Genomic DNA, 15587 nt, shown 5'->3' with positions numbered 1-15587 from the left:
CTGGGAGGCTGTGATGAGGAGTGATCCTCTTGTGAGGTCGGTCGCGCAAGTTGACGATGATGAATTTCGTCAAACTTGGAGCGGTGATGAGCTCGTGGCATGGCTTCCGATAATTTCGATCAGTAAAACTGGCGTGTGGCTCGGGGTTGATAGAAGCGGCGAATGGGTTCTGGGTCGGCTGGAGGGAGTGGTCTCGCGGGGGTGGCCACTTCCGCAAGCGTGGCTGACAGTTCTTGATGATGATGAAGTGAGTTTTCGGGAGCGGCTTGAAGGTGCGGCTGCTCGCTATGGTCTACCTGCGGTGGTGCTTCAAGAAAACGTGCCGGCCGATGAAATTCTGGACATGGCATTCCGGAGTCGCAGTCCGCACTGGGCGGAACGGGCGATGCGCTGGTTGGTTAATCGAAGTTCCACAGGCCGCCACCTTGAGCGCGTGCGCGAACTGGCTGCAGAGCGATGGCCAAACCAATGGACCCGGCAGACTGCGAAGCGCCTGGTTGCCGTCGCTGATCGCTCTGAACCACCAAACCCGGCCGAGTAGGAGGCTTCGGATTGCATGGCCTGTCGGATGACTTGATGCTGATCCAGCCGGGAATTGTGGAAGGAATTCCGATTCGATTTATCAAATCGGAAGAATATGTAGGTTTCGTGGTATGAATCAAGTGTGGCTCTCTGGAAGGATTTACGACGTCACGTCTGCCTCCGATGTGGCCGATAATGCGGAGGTGCTTGAATTTTGGGATGCGAGTGATCCGTCCTGCGCTCTTGAAATTGCCACAACTCAGGTGGGTGATTACGGATCGCCAGACCTGCGCATAGTTGTATTTCGTGAGTTACCTTTGACTGAAGTGGAGGATGCTATCTGTTGCGCACGAAAGCGTTTTGGGGCGTCGCCCCGGGGTGGCTCTGATTCTGGGTAGGTTCGGTTGTGAGCGATCGATTAGGGTTTGAGTGGGATGCGTGCGCGTTGGTTGCAGAAGCGCGCGATCGCAGGGGGCGGGATTCGTCTGGTGTAGTTTCGCCTGTTTGTGGCGAGTTGGTAGAGGCTGCGCGGTCTACCTCGCTTCGCAGGCTTTTTCCTTTCTTTAGTATGAATGGACTTTATCTTAGTCCCGTTCCGGGAGCGCTCGGCCTTGCGGCTCCGGCATTTGTTGTGATGAGTCGGGAGGTGGAGTATGTGATCTGGCGGGGGAATCCGGTTGGAGGTGAGCATGTGCACGTGCTCTCGACGCGCGTAGCCGTCGTGGCTGCGGAGAAATTGGAGTTTCTCCTCGATGGCTGGCCGGAGGGCTCAAATTCTGCAATCGAGTAGATTTGGGCTGACCGGTTGGCGGGTGTGCGGCTCGAGTCCACCGGTGGAGTGGTGGACCCGATTGGTTGGCAAATTTTGAGCGGACCGGACGGCGCGGATTGCTGAGGGTGGTTTCCGGTGCGGGAAACTTCGAAGGTTGATCTGATGGCTGCGATTGATGCTTCGAAGAGGTCTGACAGAGCGGCTGAGCTGCTTCGGGAAGAGGTTCTGCGCTCTGGAGATGACGATTCGTACGTCGTTTCGCGCGTTTCCAGGGTGAGCGTGCTGGAGACAAGCGGTCGGCGACTTCGACGGCCGGGTTTTCGTCCCGAGTGGCTCGTCGGATCAGAGCGGTTGCTCGACGACGTCGGGAGGTGCCCGGATGAGATCTTGCACCTGGTTGCGTTCGCCGGGCGGGATCATGTGTTCAACGTCTGGCTTGATGGTGGTGCCAGTTCGTTGGTCGCCGTTGTCGCTGGTGTACGCGCAGGAAGGCCGACGAGCGGGTCGTGGTGAGCGCGTGAGGGGTTCTGGCCCTAGACATAGGCCGGGCCCGAGAATGTTTTGCAATCTAGCGATTGCTAGGTCTTTGGCGGCCTGATGGTCGTCAAGGCCACTGCATCCTCGGGCCGGTCGCCGGGTTTCCCCGGTACCCATCAGCATGCCCAGGGGCTGCCACTTCGCACCAGGGTCTTAAGTCCTGGTTTCGTCGTCTCCGACTCCTCGGGCGGCCAGAGCTTCGCCCAGGTCGTCGCTGTGGCGGAGGGTTCTGACCAGGAACGGGACCGCGAAGGCCGAGATCGAGCGTTCCGCGTTGCGGGCTCGTTGGGCTTCGCGTACCTGGGTCGCGATCGTCGACAGGGCCGCTACCGCTTGCAGGGTCAGGCCTACCAGCAGGCCGATCCGCTCCGGGCGGACTCCCAGGCGGCGGGTGGGGCGCAGGCCTCGTTCCACCGCGCTGACCAGATCGTCGACGCGGGTCGTCAGGGTGAACAGGTTCGCCGCGCCCAGTGCGGTCAGCAGGCGCAGGCAGACCACCGCCGCGCTGTCGAAGCCGAGCATCCACCACTGCAGCAGGAACACCACCGCCAGCAGCGGGATCAGCAGGCGGGAGATCTGCCAGCAGCGGCGCGCGGGGATGCGGGCCAGCACGTAGGCCAGGGCGACGGCCAGCGCGCAGGCCGTCAGGGCCAGCGGCGAGTTCAGCACGAAGATCACCACCGCGAACACCAGCAGTGCCAGGAACTTCCAGCCCGCCGGTGCCCGGTGCACGGTGCTGGTGCCCGGTTCGTACAGGCCCAGCGGGTTCATCCGATCAGCTCCCGGTAGTACCGGACCGCCGGGGCGGGCTCGTCGTCGGCGACCACCTTGCCCGCTTCCAGGACCACCACGCGGTCGAAGTCCTCCAGCAGGTCCAGGTCGTGGGTGACCAGCACGACCTGCTGGCGGAGTCCGGCGAGGACCTCGGTGAAGTGCCGCTTGTTGCGCAGGTCGAGCAGCGTCGTCGGCTCGTCGCAGACCAGCACGTCCGGGTCCAGGACCAGCATCGAGCACAGCGCCAGCAGTTGCTTCTGCCCGCCGGAGAGCTGGTGCGCCGGGTGCTCGGCGTAGCCCGCCAAGCCGTGCTGGGCCAGCACTTCGGCCGCGCGGCGCTGCCGCTCCGCCTTGGACAGGCCCTGCTTGCGCAGCGAGAACGCGACGTCCTCGCCCGCCGTGGGCATCACGATCTGGCTGTCCGGGTGGGTGAAGACGAAGCCGACGCGGCGTCGCACCGCGCGGCCGTTGCGGGCCGGGTCGACGCCGTCGACCAGCACCCGGCCGCTGGTCGGGTGCACCAGGCCGTTGATCATGCGGGCCAGCGTGGACTTGCCGGAACCGTTCGCGCCCACGAACGCCACGCGCTGCTCGTCCAGCCGCAGGTTCACGCCGTCCAGCACGGTGCGCTCGTCGTAGCTGTGCCCGACGTCCTCGAACTCGATCAACCCACTCGCTCCCACATCGTCGCCACCCCGAGCCCGCCACCGGACGACAGCGCGGCCAGGCCGGTGCGCGGCCCGTCGGCGCGGACCATCCGGCTGAACAGCCGCACCACCAGCACCGCTCCCGACGCACCCCACGGGTGGCCGAGCGCGATGGCACCGCCGTCCGGGCTGACCAGCTGCTCGTCGATGCCCGCGGCGTCCAGGCAGGCCAGCGCCTGCCCGGCGAAGGCCTCGTTGAACTCGACCACCTCCGGGTCGTGGCGCTCCAGCAGCTCCCGCATCGCGGGCACCGCGCCCAGGCCCAGGCGGTTCGGGTCGACTCCCGAGGTCCGCCAGTCCACCAGGCGCAGACCGGGCACGCCGAGCCTGCGGCGCTGCTCCTCGGTGGTGATCAGCACGGCTGCCGCGCCGTCGTTGATCCCGCAGGAGTTCGCCGCGGTGGCCGTGCCGTCCGGGGTGAACGCGGGCCGGAACCGGGCGAGCCGCTCGGCGGTGAACCCCGCGCGCGGCCGCTCGTCCTCGATCGTGCCGCTGACCTGCACCAGCTCGGCGTCGAACCGGCCTGCCTCGCGCGCGGCGACGGCGCGGGCGTGGCTGCGGGCGGCGAAGGCGTCCTGGCGTTCGCGGGAGATCCCGGCCTCGGCCGCGACCAGGTCGGCCGCCGGGCCCATGTCCGGATCGCCGATGTCGGCCGGGGCGAACGGGGCTCGCTGGTAGAAGCGGGGCGGTTCCGTGGCGGTGCGCGGACGCCACGCGCGCCACGGCGCGGTCGACGGGCTCTCCACGCCGCCGGCGAGGAACCAGTCGCCGGCACCGGCGCTGATCAGCACTGCTGCCGTGGTGATCGCGGTGAGACCGCTCGCGCACTGCCGGTCGACCGTCATGCCGGGAGTGCGCTCGCCGAGCCCGGCTCGCAGCGCGGCCACCCGGGCCGGGTTCCCGCCCGGGCCGAGGACGTTCCCGAGCACCACATCGTCCACTGTGGTCACGCCGACGTCGTCCAGCGCGGCGCGCAGCACCGGAGCGGCGAGCCGGTCGACCGGCAGGTGGCGCAGAACGCCGCCCGCTTCACCGATCGGCGTCCGCCGCGCCGCGATCACCACCGGGCTCACAGTGCCTCCGCTTCGAACGATCCGGCGCGCAACTGCTCCGCGACCAGTGCGCGCGCCGGTTTGCCGGACGCGGTCCTCGGCAGTTCGCGCACCGCCAGCCAGCGTCGCGGGCGCTTGGCCGGTTCCAGCGACTGCCTCGCCCTCGCCCGCAGATCGCGCCGCGACGGGCGAGCGGCCGGATCGACCTCCACCACCGCCGTGACCAGCTCGCCGAAGCGGGGGTGCGGGGTGGCCGAGACCAGGACGTCGAGCACGCCGTCCGCGCCGCGCAGCACCGACTCGACCTCCTCCGCGCCGACCAGCCGCGCCCCGGTGTTGATCACCGCGCTGGCGCGGCCCAGGATCTCCAGCGAACCGTCCTCGTGCAGGATCGCGCGATCGCCCACCGCTGACCAGCCCTGATCGGTGCTCGGCGGTACGAGGGCACCGCTCTCCAGGTAGCCGTCGAAGATGAGCGCGGAGCGGACCAGCAGCTCGGTGTCGCGCACCTCGACGTCGACGACGGGCCGCAGCCGACCGCCGCGCCGCACCGCGATCAGCGAGTGCTCGGCCGATCCGTAGTACTCGACCAGCTCGCAGCCCGGAAGCACCTTGCCCAGCCGCTCTTCGAGCTCCAGATCCACCCGGGCGCCTGCGCAGACCACCACCCGCAGCGAGCACTCGGCCCGCAGAACCGGATCGCGCTCCAAAGTGGACAGCAGTGCGGCCAGCATCGCGGGCACCAGGTGGACCGCGGTGGCGTGCCGGGCGGCGGTTGCCGCGTCGTGGGCGGACCAGCGGTCGAGCAGGTGCACATCGGCGCCCGCGTGCAGTGCGTGCAGGGCGCCGAAGAGGAACAGCGACGAGCTCAGCGGGCCCGGGATCAGCACTCGGTCCTGCTGCGTCAGCCCGAGATCCAGCGCCTCGAAGCTTCGCAGCCAGGAGTCGCGCGAGCGGATCAGCACCTTCGGGCGGCCGCTGCTGCCGGAGGTGGTGGGCAGGTAGAACGGGGCATTGCGGGGTGGGTGTTGGGAGGTTTCGCGCGAAATCGGCGTCGGGAGCGCATGGGCTGGGGCGATTTCGCGCGAAACCGCCCCATCGGCCAGGTCGAGCACGAGGTGCGGGGCCGCGTCGACGAGGACGGCGGAGCGCTCGCGCTCGGTCCACGTCGGCTCCAGCAGGAGCGTGGCGCAGCCCGCGAGGTCCGCACCGAGGAAGTGGGTCAAGCGCGTCAGCGCGTTCCCGCCGTCGAGCGCGACGCGCGAGCCGGGGCGCAGCAGCCGCGCAGCGCTGCGAGCGCGGGCGAGCAGCTCCGCGGCGTCGAGCGTCGCGTCGGAGTGCGCGACCCGCGAAGCGGGGGAGCGGCCGAGGATCGGGAGCACGGTCAGCTCTCGGTGGGAGCGCGGCGCGCTGCGCCGGTCAGCGCCGACGGGACGGCGCGGTGCACGGCGACGGCGACCAGCGAGACGGCGACCAGCTTCACCAGGTCACCGGGCACGAACACCAGCGACTGCGCCGCGGCCGCGCCGAGATCGCCGATCATCAGGCCCCAGTACGGGATGCCGATCAGGTAGTCCACGGCGACACCGGCGAGGTTGGCCGCCAGCAGCACCAGCAGCGTCGGCTTCGGGGCCAGCTGCACGATCAGGCCGACCACCACCGCCGACAGCACCCAGCCGAGCACGAAACCGCCGCTCGGGCCGACGAACGGGGCGATGCCGCCGCGGCCGCCCGACAGCAGCGGCAGCCCGATCGCGACCAGCGCCAGGAACAGCAGCACCGATGCGCCGCCGCGGCGCGCGCCGAGGATGCTGCCCGCCAGGAGCGGCCCCATGTTCTGCAGCACGATCGGCACGGCCGCACCGCCGAGGTAGAAGCCCGGGAAGATGCCGAGGACGGCGATGAACGCGGCGAAGACCACAGTCCGGGCCAGGTTCGCGGCGGGCGCGGCTTGGCGTGGTGCGGACACGACGTCTCCTAGCAGTTGATCGACAACATTCGCCGACGAGCGCCGACACCGGGCGCAAGGCCGCGGCCGACCCGAACCCCGTCGTCCGCTTGCAGCCCCGTGACCAGGGACGGGCAGCGCCACTGCGGCCCGATCGGCGCGACTGCACCAACCTACCCGGCACCCCGCCCGGAACAGAAAGCCCAACGCCGAGTTGTCGACCACCCACAAGACCCACAACTCCGCGAAGAGTCGTCCGTCACTCCGCTGCACGCGGAGAAGGGCTGCGGTACCCGCGACCCGACCTCACAGGTGGCCTCGCGGCGGCCCGCATGCGCAACACCCGGGATCGAGAGACCTGGGGATCGAGACACCTCAGCGGAACGCAAGACCTGCGGAACGCAAGACCTGGGGCGGCGAGACTTGAGGATCGCGAGACCGGGGGCGGCGAGACCTGGGACGGCGAGACTTGAGGAACGCAAGACCTGGGGACGGCGAGACTTGAGGAACGCGAAACCGGGGGTGGCGAGACCTGGGGATCGACACACCCGGGGATGCTGTCGTCGGCGTGAACTTCCGCAATTTCAATGGAAATCACACATCGAATTTCCATTGAAATTGCGGAGGTCGTCCGTAGGTGTCGGCGTGTCGGTGCCCGACACGCCGACGGTCCGCAATTTCAATTGAAATCTAAGGTTCAATTTCAATTGAAATTGCGTCGTCGCCTGCGGGAGGAGCACCGACGGAGGAGGGTGCGGTGTCAGGTCGTGGCCGTGCCGGTGAGGCGTTTGAGGGCGCCTCGGACGACCTTGGGGTCGTGGGTGGTCCAGAACGGGGGGAGGGACGAGCGGAGGAAGCCGCCGTAGCGGGCCGTTGCCAGGCGCGGGTCCAGGACGGCGATCACGCCTCGGTCGTTCGGTGCGCGTAGGAGGCGGCCCGCGCCTTGGGCGAGCAGGAGCGCTGCGTGGGTTCCGGCGACCGTGAGGAATCCGTTGCCGCCGTGCTCGGACACCGCTTTCTGGCGGGCCGAGGCGAGCGGGTCGTCCGGGCGCGGGAACGGGATGCGGTCCATCACCACCAGTTGCAGCGAATCGCCCGGCACGTCCACGCCCTGCCACAGCGACAGGGTGCCGAACAGCGAGGTCGCCGGGTCTTCGGCGAACTGGCGGACCAGCAGCGCCGTGGTGTCCTCGCCCTGGCACAGCACCGGCGTCGAGAGGCGTTTGCGCAGCTCCTCGCTGGCCTGCTTGGCCGCTCGCATCGAGGAGAACAGGCCCAGCGTGCGGCCGCCCGCCGCCTGCACCAGCTCGGTCAGCTCGTCCAGGTACTCCGGCGGCAGGCCGTCGCGGCCCGGCGGCGGCAGGTGCCGGGCGATGTAGAGGATGCCGCTGCGCTGGTGCTCGAACGGCGAGCCCACGTCCAGGCCGGTCCACTTCAGCCCGCCGGTGTCGGACGGGGCTTCCTTGGCGGTGGCCATCCCGGCCACCGGCTGGGACCGCTGCTGCGCGGGCAGACCCCACTGCCGGGCCAGCGTGTCGAACGAGCCGCCGAGCGCCAGCGTCGCCGAGGTCAGCACGGTGGTGCGCTGGCCGAACAGCCGCTCGCGGAGCAGCCCGCCGACGCCGATCGGCGCGATGCGGATGGTCGGCGGCCGGTTCGGGTCCGCCGCGATCCACACGACTTCGAGCTGCTTCTCGTCGTCGAACGCTTCGAGCAGCCGCACCGCGGTGTCGTGGACCTCCTCGGTGATGGCGTGCGCGAGCTTGCGCGCCGTGTTGCCCTCGGTGTCCTCCTTGCGCTCCGGGCCGAGCGCGTTGATGCAGGCCCAGGCCGAGTCCCGCACCGCGGTCAGGGCACCGCCGAGGTCCTGCGGGAGTTCTTCCAGCCGACCCGGGGTCGCGGCCTGCAGCACGAGGTCCAGGCCTTCGGAGGCTTCGACCAACCGATCGGCGGTCTCCTCGTCGATGGCCCGCCCGCAGCGGCGAGCGGCGAGCCGCACCGCGGTCGCGGTGAGCTCGCCGGTGGCTGCCGAGGTCACCCGGTCCACCAGGTCGTGGGCCTCGTCGACCAGCACCACGTCGTGCTCCGGAAGCACCGGGCGGTCGTCGAGCGCGTCGATGGCCAGCAGCGCGTGGTTGGTCACCACGATGTCCGCGCGTCCGGCCTCGGCTCGGGCGCGTTCGGCGAAGCAGTCCACGCCGACCGGGCAGCGGTGCACGCCGAGGCATTCCTTTGCGGTGACCGACAGCTGCCGCCAGGCCTGGTCGGTGACGCCGGGCACCAGCTCGTCGCGGTCGCCGGTCTCGGTCTCGGTCGACCACTCCTGCAGGCGCTTGATCTGCCGCTCCAGCGCCGAAGCGGCGAAGGCGTCGAAAAGCGCGCCCTCGTCGGGCTCCTCCGGGGCGTTGCCGTGCACCCGGTTCAGGCACAGGTAGTTGCGGCGGCCCTTGAGGATCGCGAACGTCGGCCGCCGCCCCAGCGCGTCGGCGAGCGCGTCGGCCAGGCGCGGCAGGTCGCGGTCGACCAGCTGGCGCTGCAGTGCGATGGTCGCGGTGGACACGACGACCGTGGTGTGCTCGGCGACGGCGTGCCGGATCGCCGGGACCAGGTAGGCCAGCGACTTCCCGGTTCCGGTCCCGGCCTGCACGGCCAGGTGCTCACCGGTGCCGATGGAGTGCTGAACGGCCTCGGCCATCCGCGCCTGGCCCTCTCGCGGCACCCCGCCGACGGCCTCGATCGCGACCTTCAGCAGCGTCGGCAGATCCGGGATGTCCTGCTTGGCCTTGGCGGTGATCGGAAGCGCGGGCTCGTCCGGTGCGGCCTTGCCGGCCCGCGCCAGGTCGTCGGCGATCTCCGGTGGGAGCACGTCGTCTTCGTCGGGCTCGAACGCAACCGGGTCGGACCATCGCGGGACAGAGGTGGGCACCTTGAGAAACTACCGCGCGCCCCCGTCCACGAGCCCCGATGCCCCCGGATGCCGGGAGGCGACGTGCCGACTCACGCTCGGAGGAGCGGGCCGTCGTGGAAGTCGCTGTAGATCGTCGTCCGCCACTGCAGGCCGCGTGACAGGTGCGCGACGTAGCGGGGGTCGTGCGCGGAGAGCGCGAACTCCACGTAGGGGTGGTCCTTGGTGGAAGTCCCGGAGTCGGGGGTTTCCCAGCAGGGCGGCAGGTTGTGCGGCTCGCCCACCTCGTAGGACTTGATGATCCGGTCGAGCCGCTCGGAGAAGGCGACCGGATCGTCCCCGGACCGGTCGAGCCGCCCGACCTCCTCGAGCTCTTCCTTGGTCTCGTCGTCCGACCAGAACCGGCTGGGGGCGTAGAAGGCTCCGTGCGACTCGACGAGCATCCGCATCGCGAAGTCCGCAGAGCTCGGGAAGTACCCCGCGTCGGGGTTGATCGCGTAGACGCGGCAGCCCACGGTGGCACCGGTCCTGTCGTCGATGGATATCTCGTAGAGGTCGCTCATGCGCCGTTGTGCTCCGTTCCAGAGGAATCCAGTGCCTGGGACGGCAGCGGCCTCGACATGGTTCCGCGTGCAGGCCGAGCGGCGCCGCTCAGGACTCCATCGCGGCCCGTTCGGCGGCGCTGCGCAGGACGCAGAACTCGTTGCCCTCGGGATCGGCGAGCACCGCCCAGCCCGAGCCGTCGGGGTTGCGCCGGTCGTCGACCAGAGTGGCGCCGATGCCCAGCAGTCGCTCCACCTCCTGCTCCCGCGAGGTCTCCGGGCGCAGGCACAGGTGGAGCCGGTTCTTGATCGTCTTCGGCTCGGCCACCTGGTTGAAGTGCAGCACCGGCCCCTCCGCCAGCAGCACCTCGGTCTCCTCGTCGCCCGGCTGGGATTCCGGATGCACCGGACGGCCGGTCACCTCGCTCCAGAACCGGGCGAGCCCGTAGGCGTCGGCGCAGTCGATCGCGATGTTCTGCAGTGCTGAAACCATGTGCGTGAGCTTTCCCGATCCCACTGCGGGAAGGCGACTGAATTACTACCGGACGACGGGTTCGCCGATGAGGTTCACGCCCGCTGCGTCGAGCTCGGTGAGCGCCGCGTCGACCGTCTCGCGGGACACCCCGGCCGTCAGCTCCAGCAGGACCGAGGTCTCCATGCCCTGGCGCACCGCGTCCAGGGCCGTCGCGCGGACGCAGTGGTCGGTGGCGATGCCCACCACGTCGACCCGGCGCACGCCGCGCTCGACGAGCCAGTCGTGCAGCGGCCGGTCGCGGGAGTCGATGCCCTCGAAGCCGGAGTAGCCATCGCTGTACTGGCCCTTGGAGAACACCGCCTCCACCGGGCCCACGTCCAGCGCCGGGTGGAACGCCGCGCCGGGCGTGCCCGCGACGCAGTGCCGCGGCCAGGTGCGCACGAAGTCCGGCTCGTCGCTGAAGTGCGCGCCCGGGTCGATGTGGTAGTCGCGGGTGGCCACCACGTGGTCGTGGTCGAACCCGGCGAGGTACTGCGAGATCGACGAGGCCACGTCGGCGCCGCCCGCCACCGCGAGCGCGCCGCCCTCGCAGAAGTCGTTCTGCACGTCGACGATGATCAGCGCCTTGGTCATCACGGCTCCTCGGTTCGCAACGGGTCGAGCAGTTCTTCGGGATGCGCGGTCCAGCCGCCTCCTGCGGTGAGCAGTGGCTGCGTCCGGCACCGGTCGGGAGGCGTGCGCCGCCAGGTGCACGACCTACCTCCGCAGCTCGCACCGCCGCGGGTTCTCAGCGTTCGCCTGGCGAGGACGGCCCGGTCACGCAGCCGAAGCCCGGGCGGGAGTCGCGACTCCCGCAGGAGAGCCGCTACCCGCCCCGCGAGGCGATATCCGCATTCGCCATTCTGACCGTTGGTCAGGCGGTGTGGAAGGTGGTCGGGATGGCCGGTTCGCCGTGCGAGAGCTTGAGGCCTTCCCAGGGCAGCGTGACCAGCGCGTGCCGGAGCCGCTGGCGGTCGTCCTCCAGCGTGGGCAGGTCCGCGACGCGCTTGCCGTCGCGCATCAGCGGGATCTGCAGGAACCGGTCGTGCGGGCCGAGCACCGGCTCGGACGCGCCCGGGGCGGTCTGGAAGATGACCTCCTCCACCGCCGTCCCGGTGTCCTTGTACCGGCGCACCGCCGCCTTGCGGCCGCCGCGGGACTCCTTGTGCGAGCTGCGCTTGGCGACCGGGCGGCCCTCGACCTCCACCAGCTTGTAGACCATCTCCGCCGTCGGCGCCCCGGAGCCGGTGACCAGCGAGGTTCCGACGCCGTAGCCGTCGACGGGCTCGGCGCGCAGGGCGGCGATGGCGTACTCGTCGAGGTCGCCGGAGACGACGATCCGGGTGTTCTTGGCGCCCAGCGCGTCGAGCTGCTCGCGGGCCTGCCGGGCCAGCACCCCGACGTCACCGGAGTCGATGCGCACCGCGCCCAGCTCCGGGCCCGCGACCTCCACCGCGAGCTCGATGCCGCGGGTGATGTCGTAGGTGTCCACCAGCAGCGTCGTGCCGGTGCCCAGCGCCGCGATCTGCGATTCGAACGCCGAGCGCTCGGAGTCGTGCAGCAGCGTGAAGGCGTGCGCTGCGGTGCCCGTGGTGGGGATCCCGTAGCGGCGGCCGGCCTCCAGGTTCGAGGTGGCGGTGAACCCGGCGAGGTAGGCGGCGCGGGCCGAGGCCACCGCGGACTCCTCGTGGGTGCGCCGCGAGCCCATCTCGATGATCCGCCTGCCGTTGGCGGCCGAGACCATCCGCGCACCGGCCGCGGCGATCGCGCTGTCGTGGTTGAGGATCGACAGCACCAGCGTCTCCAGCACCACGGCCTCGGCGAAGGTGCCGCGCACGGTCAGCAGCGGCGAGCCCGGGAAGAACAGCTCGCCCTCCGGGTAGCCGTCGATCTGGCCCTGGAACCGGTAGTCGCGCAGCCACGCCAGGGTCTCCTCGTCGACCACCCGGTGCTCGGCGAGCTGCGCAAGCTCGGCCTCGCCGAAGGTGAAGTTCTCGATCGCGTCGAGCACCCGCCCGGTGCCGCCGGTGACCCCGTAGCGCCGGCCGTCCGGCAGCCGCCGGGTGAACACCTCGAAGGTGCACGGCCGGTGCGCGGTGCCGTCGCGCAGCGCGCTGGAGAGCATCGTCAGCTCGTAGTGATCCGTAAGCAGCGCAGTGCTGGTGCTCATGGAGCAGAGATTACGTGGTCTCCGATCAGTTGCCGCCGACCGGAGCGGCGCAAGCGCCGTGCGGCCGGGTGGCCTCCGCCGTTGCGCCATTCGCGCGGGCGAGCACGTGGTCGACACCGCTGTGACGGTCGCGTGCAACGATGGGGGCATGACCTCGCCCGCTGAAATCGAGCGCGCGCAACTCGAACCGGATGTGCTCGGCACCGAGGACAAGCCGTGGGTGACCGTGGTGTGGAACGACCCGGTCAACCTCATGTCCTACGTCACGTACGTGCTGCAGAAGATCTTCGGTTACACCCGGGACCACGCGACGAAGCTCATGCTGGACGTGCACCACAAGGGCAGGGCGGTGGTGTCCTCGGGTTCCAAGGAGAAGGTCGAGGGCGACGTGGCGAAGCTGCACGCCGCCGGCCTGTGGGCCACGATGCAGAAGGATTCCTGAGTGGACGGCTGGACTCGCGAGAACGGGCACGTGCAGGCCGAGCTGGCGCAGCAGGAAGCGGCCGTCATCCGGGGCCTGGTCGGGCAGATCAAGGACATGCTCACCGCGCGGTCCGACGAGGCGCCGGTCGACGAGCTCGCCGAGCTGACCGGCATCCGCACCGGCCCGACGACGGCGCCCGAGGACCCGGTGCTGGCGCGGCTGCTGCCGGACTTCTACCGCCGCGACCCGATCACCGGGGAGACCGACGAGGAGAAGGCCGACGCGGCGGGCGCGATGCGCTCGCTGCACGAGCCGACCCTGCTGGAGGCCAAGACCGGCGCGGCGCAGCTGGTGCTGGACACCTGCCCGGCCGGCGGCGGCCGGGTGAGGCTGACCGGTGAGCAGGCCGACGGCTGGCTGACGGCGCTCAACGACGTCCGCCTGGCGCTGGGCACGGCGCTGGACGTGGACGAGGACATGCCCGACGAGCTGCCCGAGGACGATCTGCGCCGCGAGCACCTGGGCGTCTACCAGTGGCTCACCTGGGTCCAGGACAGCCTGGTCACCGCCCTCATGTCCTGATCCGGACGCAATTTCAATTGAAATCAGACCTCTGATTTCAATTGAAATTGCACATCGAACCCGCCTGGACCACACCGGCACCACCGTTAACGTTGGTCACCGGCGATCCTCGGGAGGCGGCATGGGAGCAGGTGAGCGGGACGCGCTCGTCGACGTCGACGGCGTGCTGGTCGGGCACGAGCAGCGGCTCGATCCGCACTGGGCGACCGGGACGACCGCGGTGCTGGTGCCCGAGGGCGCGAGCGCGGCGGTCGACGTCCGCGGCGGCGGCCCGGGGACGCGCGAGACGGACGTCCTCGAACCCAGCCACCTGGTGCAGCAGGTCCACGGCATCGTGCTCACCGGTGGCAGCGCCTACGGGCTGGCCGCCGCCGACGGTGCGATGCGCTGGCTCGGCGAGCGCGGCCACGGCGTGCGCGTCGGCCCCGACCCGGCGCACGTGGTCCCGGTGGTGCCCAGTGCGGTGATCTTCGACCTGCCGATGAACGACTGGGGAAACCGCCCGGACGCCGAGTTCGGCTACCGCGCGTGCCAGCGCGCCACGCGCACCGAGACGCGGGAGGGCAATGTCGGGGCCGGTACCGGTGCGGTCGTGGGCTGCGTCAAGGGCGGCATCGGCACCGCGAGCACCGTGCTGCCGGACGGCACCACGATCGGTGCGCTGGTGGCGGTCAACGCCGCGGGCTCGGCCATCGATCCGGACACCGGCCTGCCGTGGATCCCCACGCCCGGTCTGCGGCGGCCCGAGCAGGCCGAGATCGACGCGGCCCGGCCGCTGTTCGGCTCCCGCCCAGGTCGGCACGGCCCGATCGACCGCCCGCTCAACACCACGATCGGCGTGGTCGCCACCGACCTGCGGCTGTCCAAGGCCGAGTGCCGGCGGCTCGCGGTGGCCGCCCAGGACGCGCTGGCCCGCGCCGTGCGGCCCGCCCACCTGCTGGTCGACGGCGACACCATGTTCGCGCTGGCCACCGGCACCGGGGCTGTGCTGCCCGCGCCGGGGGAGGAGGGCTGGTCCGCGCGGTTGGACCAGGTCAGCGCGGCTGCCGCCGACGTGGTGGCGCGGGCGATCGTGCGCGGGATGCTCGCCGCGGAACCCGTCGACGAGGTGACTTCGTACACCTGGCTCTACCCCTCGGCGCGGGAATGAACCATCGTGGTGCTGCGTTTGCCCACGACTGAGAAGACTCGCGCCGGTAACCGCGATTTCACATCGTGGGAGGCCGGTGCTCCACCTATTAGGATGGCTGCTGTGCTGGTGATCCGACGCGACCTCGTGGATGCGATGGTCGCGCATGCCCGACGGGACCACCCGGACGAGGCGTGCGGTGTGATCGCCGGTCCGGAAGGGTCGGACCGGCCGGAACGCCTGGTCGAGATGATCAACGCGGAGCGCTCGCCCACCTTCTACCGGTTCGACTCCGGTGAGCAGCTGAAGGTGTGGCGGGAGATGGACGCCAACGACGAGGAGCCGGTGGTCATCTACCACTCGCACACCTCGACCGAGGCCTACCCGTCGCGCACCGACATCTCCTACGCCTCGGAGCCCAACGCGCACTACGTGCTCGTGTCCACCAGGGACCCGAAGACCCATGAGCTGCGCTCCTACCGGATCCTCGATGGCGAGGTCACCGAGGAGCCGGTGGAGGTCGTCGAGTCGTACATGTTCGCCCACACCGGTGGCGACGAGGTCCCCGACCGCGACTGAGCCGCGGCCCCCGTGCCGGTGTTCCGCGTCCCCGTTTCCCACGATAGTCCTCTGTGGACAGGAGGTTTTCCCATGGCAGTGAAGGTTTCGATCCCCACCATCCTGCGCACCCACACCGGTGGCGAGAAGTCCGTGCAGGCCGAGGGCAACACGGTCGCCGAGGTCATCAACGACCTCGACACCAACTACGGCGGCCTGAAGGACCGGCTGGTCAAGGAAGGCAACCTGCACCGGTTCATCAACCTCTACGTCAACGACGAGGACGTCCGCTTCGCGGGTGGCCTGGAGGCGAAGGTCTCCGACGGCGACAACCTGACCATCCTCCCGGCTGTTGCGGGTGGCTGAGCTTTAAGACGCTGCACTCGCCTTGCGTGGCGGTGCGGGTAGCGGAAGCTCAGAGGCTTTCTCGACTCCGGGATCCCGGACTTGA

General features: G+C 69.9%; 16 protein-coding genes. 6 read left to right on the top strand and 10 right to left on the bottom strand.

The genetic code is table 11. From position 1 onward, the window contains the following. Nucleotides 1–31 precede the first annotated feature (31 nt). Nucleotides 32–541, top strand: coding sequence for a hypothetical protein (locus tag C4T78_RS36065; protein ID WP_143185756.1), 510 nt, complete (start codon nucleotides 32–34; stop codon nucleotides 539–541). A 1443-nt stretch (nucleotides 542–1984) separates the two neighbouring features. Here the strand turns inward: C4T78_RS36065 and C4T78_RS17520 are convergent. The 10 genes from C4T78_RS17520 to C4T78_RS17475 all read right to left on the bottom strand — a co-directional run bounded on the left by C4T78_RS17520 (nucleotide 1985) and on the right by C4T78_RS17475 (nucleotide 12443). After that, a complete protein-coding gene (locus C4T78_RS17520; protein ID WP_093348912.1) occupies nucleotides 1985–2602 on the bottom strand; it encodes an energy-coupling factor transporter transmembrane component T family protein in 618 nt (205 codons plus the stop codon). Then, complete coding sequence (locus C4T78_RS17515) at nucleotides 2599–3273, bottom strand: energy-coupling factor ABC transporter ATP-binding protein (protein WP_093348910.1); 675 nt, start codon at nucleotides 3271–3273, stop codon at nucleotides 2599–2601. The genes C4T78_RS17520 and C4T78_RS17515 overlap by 4 nt, the downstream gene beginning before the upstream one ends. After that, nucleotides 3270–4385 carry a thiolase family protein gene (locus tag C4T78_RS17510; protein ID WP_093348908.1) on the bottom strand — a complete coding sequence of 372 codons (1116 nt, stop codon included), beginning with the start codon at nucleotides 4383–4385 and terminating at the stop codon, nucleotides 3270–3272. Before C4T78_RS17510 ends, C4T78_RS17515 begins: the two co-directional genes overlap by 4 nt. Next, complete coding sequence (locus tag C4T78_RS17505; RefSeq protein ID WP_235863224.1) at nucleotides 4382–5746, bottom strand: AMP-binding protein; 1365 nt, start codon at nucleotides 5744–5746, stop codon at nucleotides 4382–4384. Before C4T78_RS17505 ends, C4T78_RS17510 begins: the two co-directional genes overlap by 4 nt. Before the next feature lie 2 nt (nucleotides 5747–5748). Beyond that, entirely contained in the window at nucleotides 5749–6333 is a 585-nt protein-coding gene (locus C4T78_RS17500; RefSeq protein ID WP_235863222.1) for a biotin transporter BioY, read from the bottom strand. Between the two features lie 739 nt (nucleotides 6334–7072). Beyond that, complete coding sequence (locus tag C4T78_RS17495) at nucleotides 7073–9151, bottom strand: ATP-dependent DNA helicase (protein ID WP_374703888.1); 2079 nt, start codon at nucleotides 9149–9151, stop codon at nucleotides 7073–7075. 158 nt (nucleotides 9152–9309) lie between these two features. After that, nucleotides 9310–9780: a hypothetical protein gene (locus C4T78_RS17490; RefSeq protein ID WP_093348900.1), complete on the bottom strand. Its 471-nt coding sequence runs from the start codon at nucleotides 9778–9780 to the stop codon at nucleotides 9310–9312. Between the two features lie 88 nt (nucleotides 9781–9868). After that, nucleotides 9869–10252 carry a VOC family protein gene (locus C4T78_RS17485; RefSeq protein ID WP_093348897.1) on the bottom strand — a complete coding sequence of 128 codons (384 nt, stop codon included), beginning with the start codon at nucleotides 10250–10252 and terminating at the stop codon, nucleotides 9869–9871. A gap of 45 nt (nucleotides 10253–10297) precedes the next feature. Then, nucleotides 10298–10867: an isochorismatase family protein gene (locus C4T78_RS17480; RefSeq protein WP_093348895.1), complete on the bottom strand. Its 570-nt coding sequence runs from the start codon at nucleotides 10865–10867 to the stop codon at nucleotides 10298–10300. A gap of 280 nt (nucleotides 10868–11147) precedes the next feature. Then, nucleotides 11148–12443 (bottom strand): nicotinate phosphoribosyltransferase, encoded by a 1296-nt coding sequence (locus tag C4T78_RS17475; protein ID WP_093348892.1) that lies wholly within the window; start codon nucleotides 12441–12443, stop codon nucleotides 11148–11150. A 148-nt stretch (nucleotides 12444–12591) separates the two neighbouring features. Between C4T78_RS17475 and clpS the strand changes: the two genes are divergently transcribed. From clpS to C4T78_RS17450, 5 genes are all read left to right on the top strand, one after another. Next, the gene (gene clpS, locus C4T78_RS17470) at nucleotides 12592–12885 is read left to right on the top strand and encodes an ATP-dependent Clp protease adapter ClpS (protein ID WP_093348890.1); all 294 of its coding nucleotides are present in this window, start codon (nucleotides 12592–12594) and stop codon (nucleotides 12883–12885) included. Next, nucleotides 12886–13449 (top strand): DUF2017 domain-containing protein, encoded by a 564-nt coding sequence (locus tag C4T78_RS17465; protein ID WP_093348887.1) that lies wholly within the window; start codon nucleotides 12886–12888, stop codon nucleotides 13447–13449. Nucleotides 13450–13570: 121 nt separating this feature from the next. Then, entirely contained in the window at nucleotides 13571–14599 is a 1029-nt protein-coding gene (locus tag C4T78_RS17460) for a P1 family peptidase (protein ID WP_093348885.1), read from the top strand. Nucleotides 14600–14701: 102 nt separating this feature from the next. Next, on the top strand, nucleotides 14702–15157 hold the full coding sequence (locus C4T78_RS17455) for a M67 family metallopeptidase (RefSeq protein WP_093348882.1): 456 nt from the start codon (nucleotides 14702–14704) through the stop codon (nucleotides 15155–15157). Between the two features lie 72 nt (nucleotides 15158–15229). Next, nucleotides 15230–15502: a MoaD family protein gene (locus C4T78_RS17450; protein WP_093348880.1), complete on the top strand. Its 273-nt coding sequence runs from the start codon at nucleotides 15230–15232 to the stop codon at nucleotides 15500–15502. The last annotated feature ends 85 nt before the right edge of the window (nucleotides 15503–15587 follow it).

Origin of the sequence: Saccharopolyspora kobensis (assembly GCF_900108315.1) — a bacterium.
Taxonomy (GTDB): Bacteria; Actinomycetota; Actinomycetes; order Mycobacteriales; family Pseudonocardiaceae; genus Saccharopolyspora; species Saccharopolyspora kobensis.
Note: the sequence above shows the minus strand (reverse complement) of the source record. Positions and strands in the feature narration are given on the sequence as shown.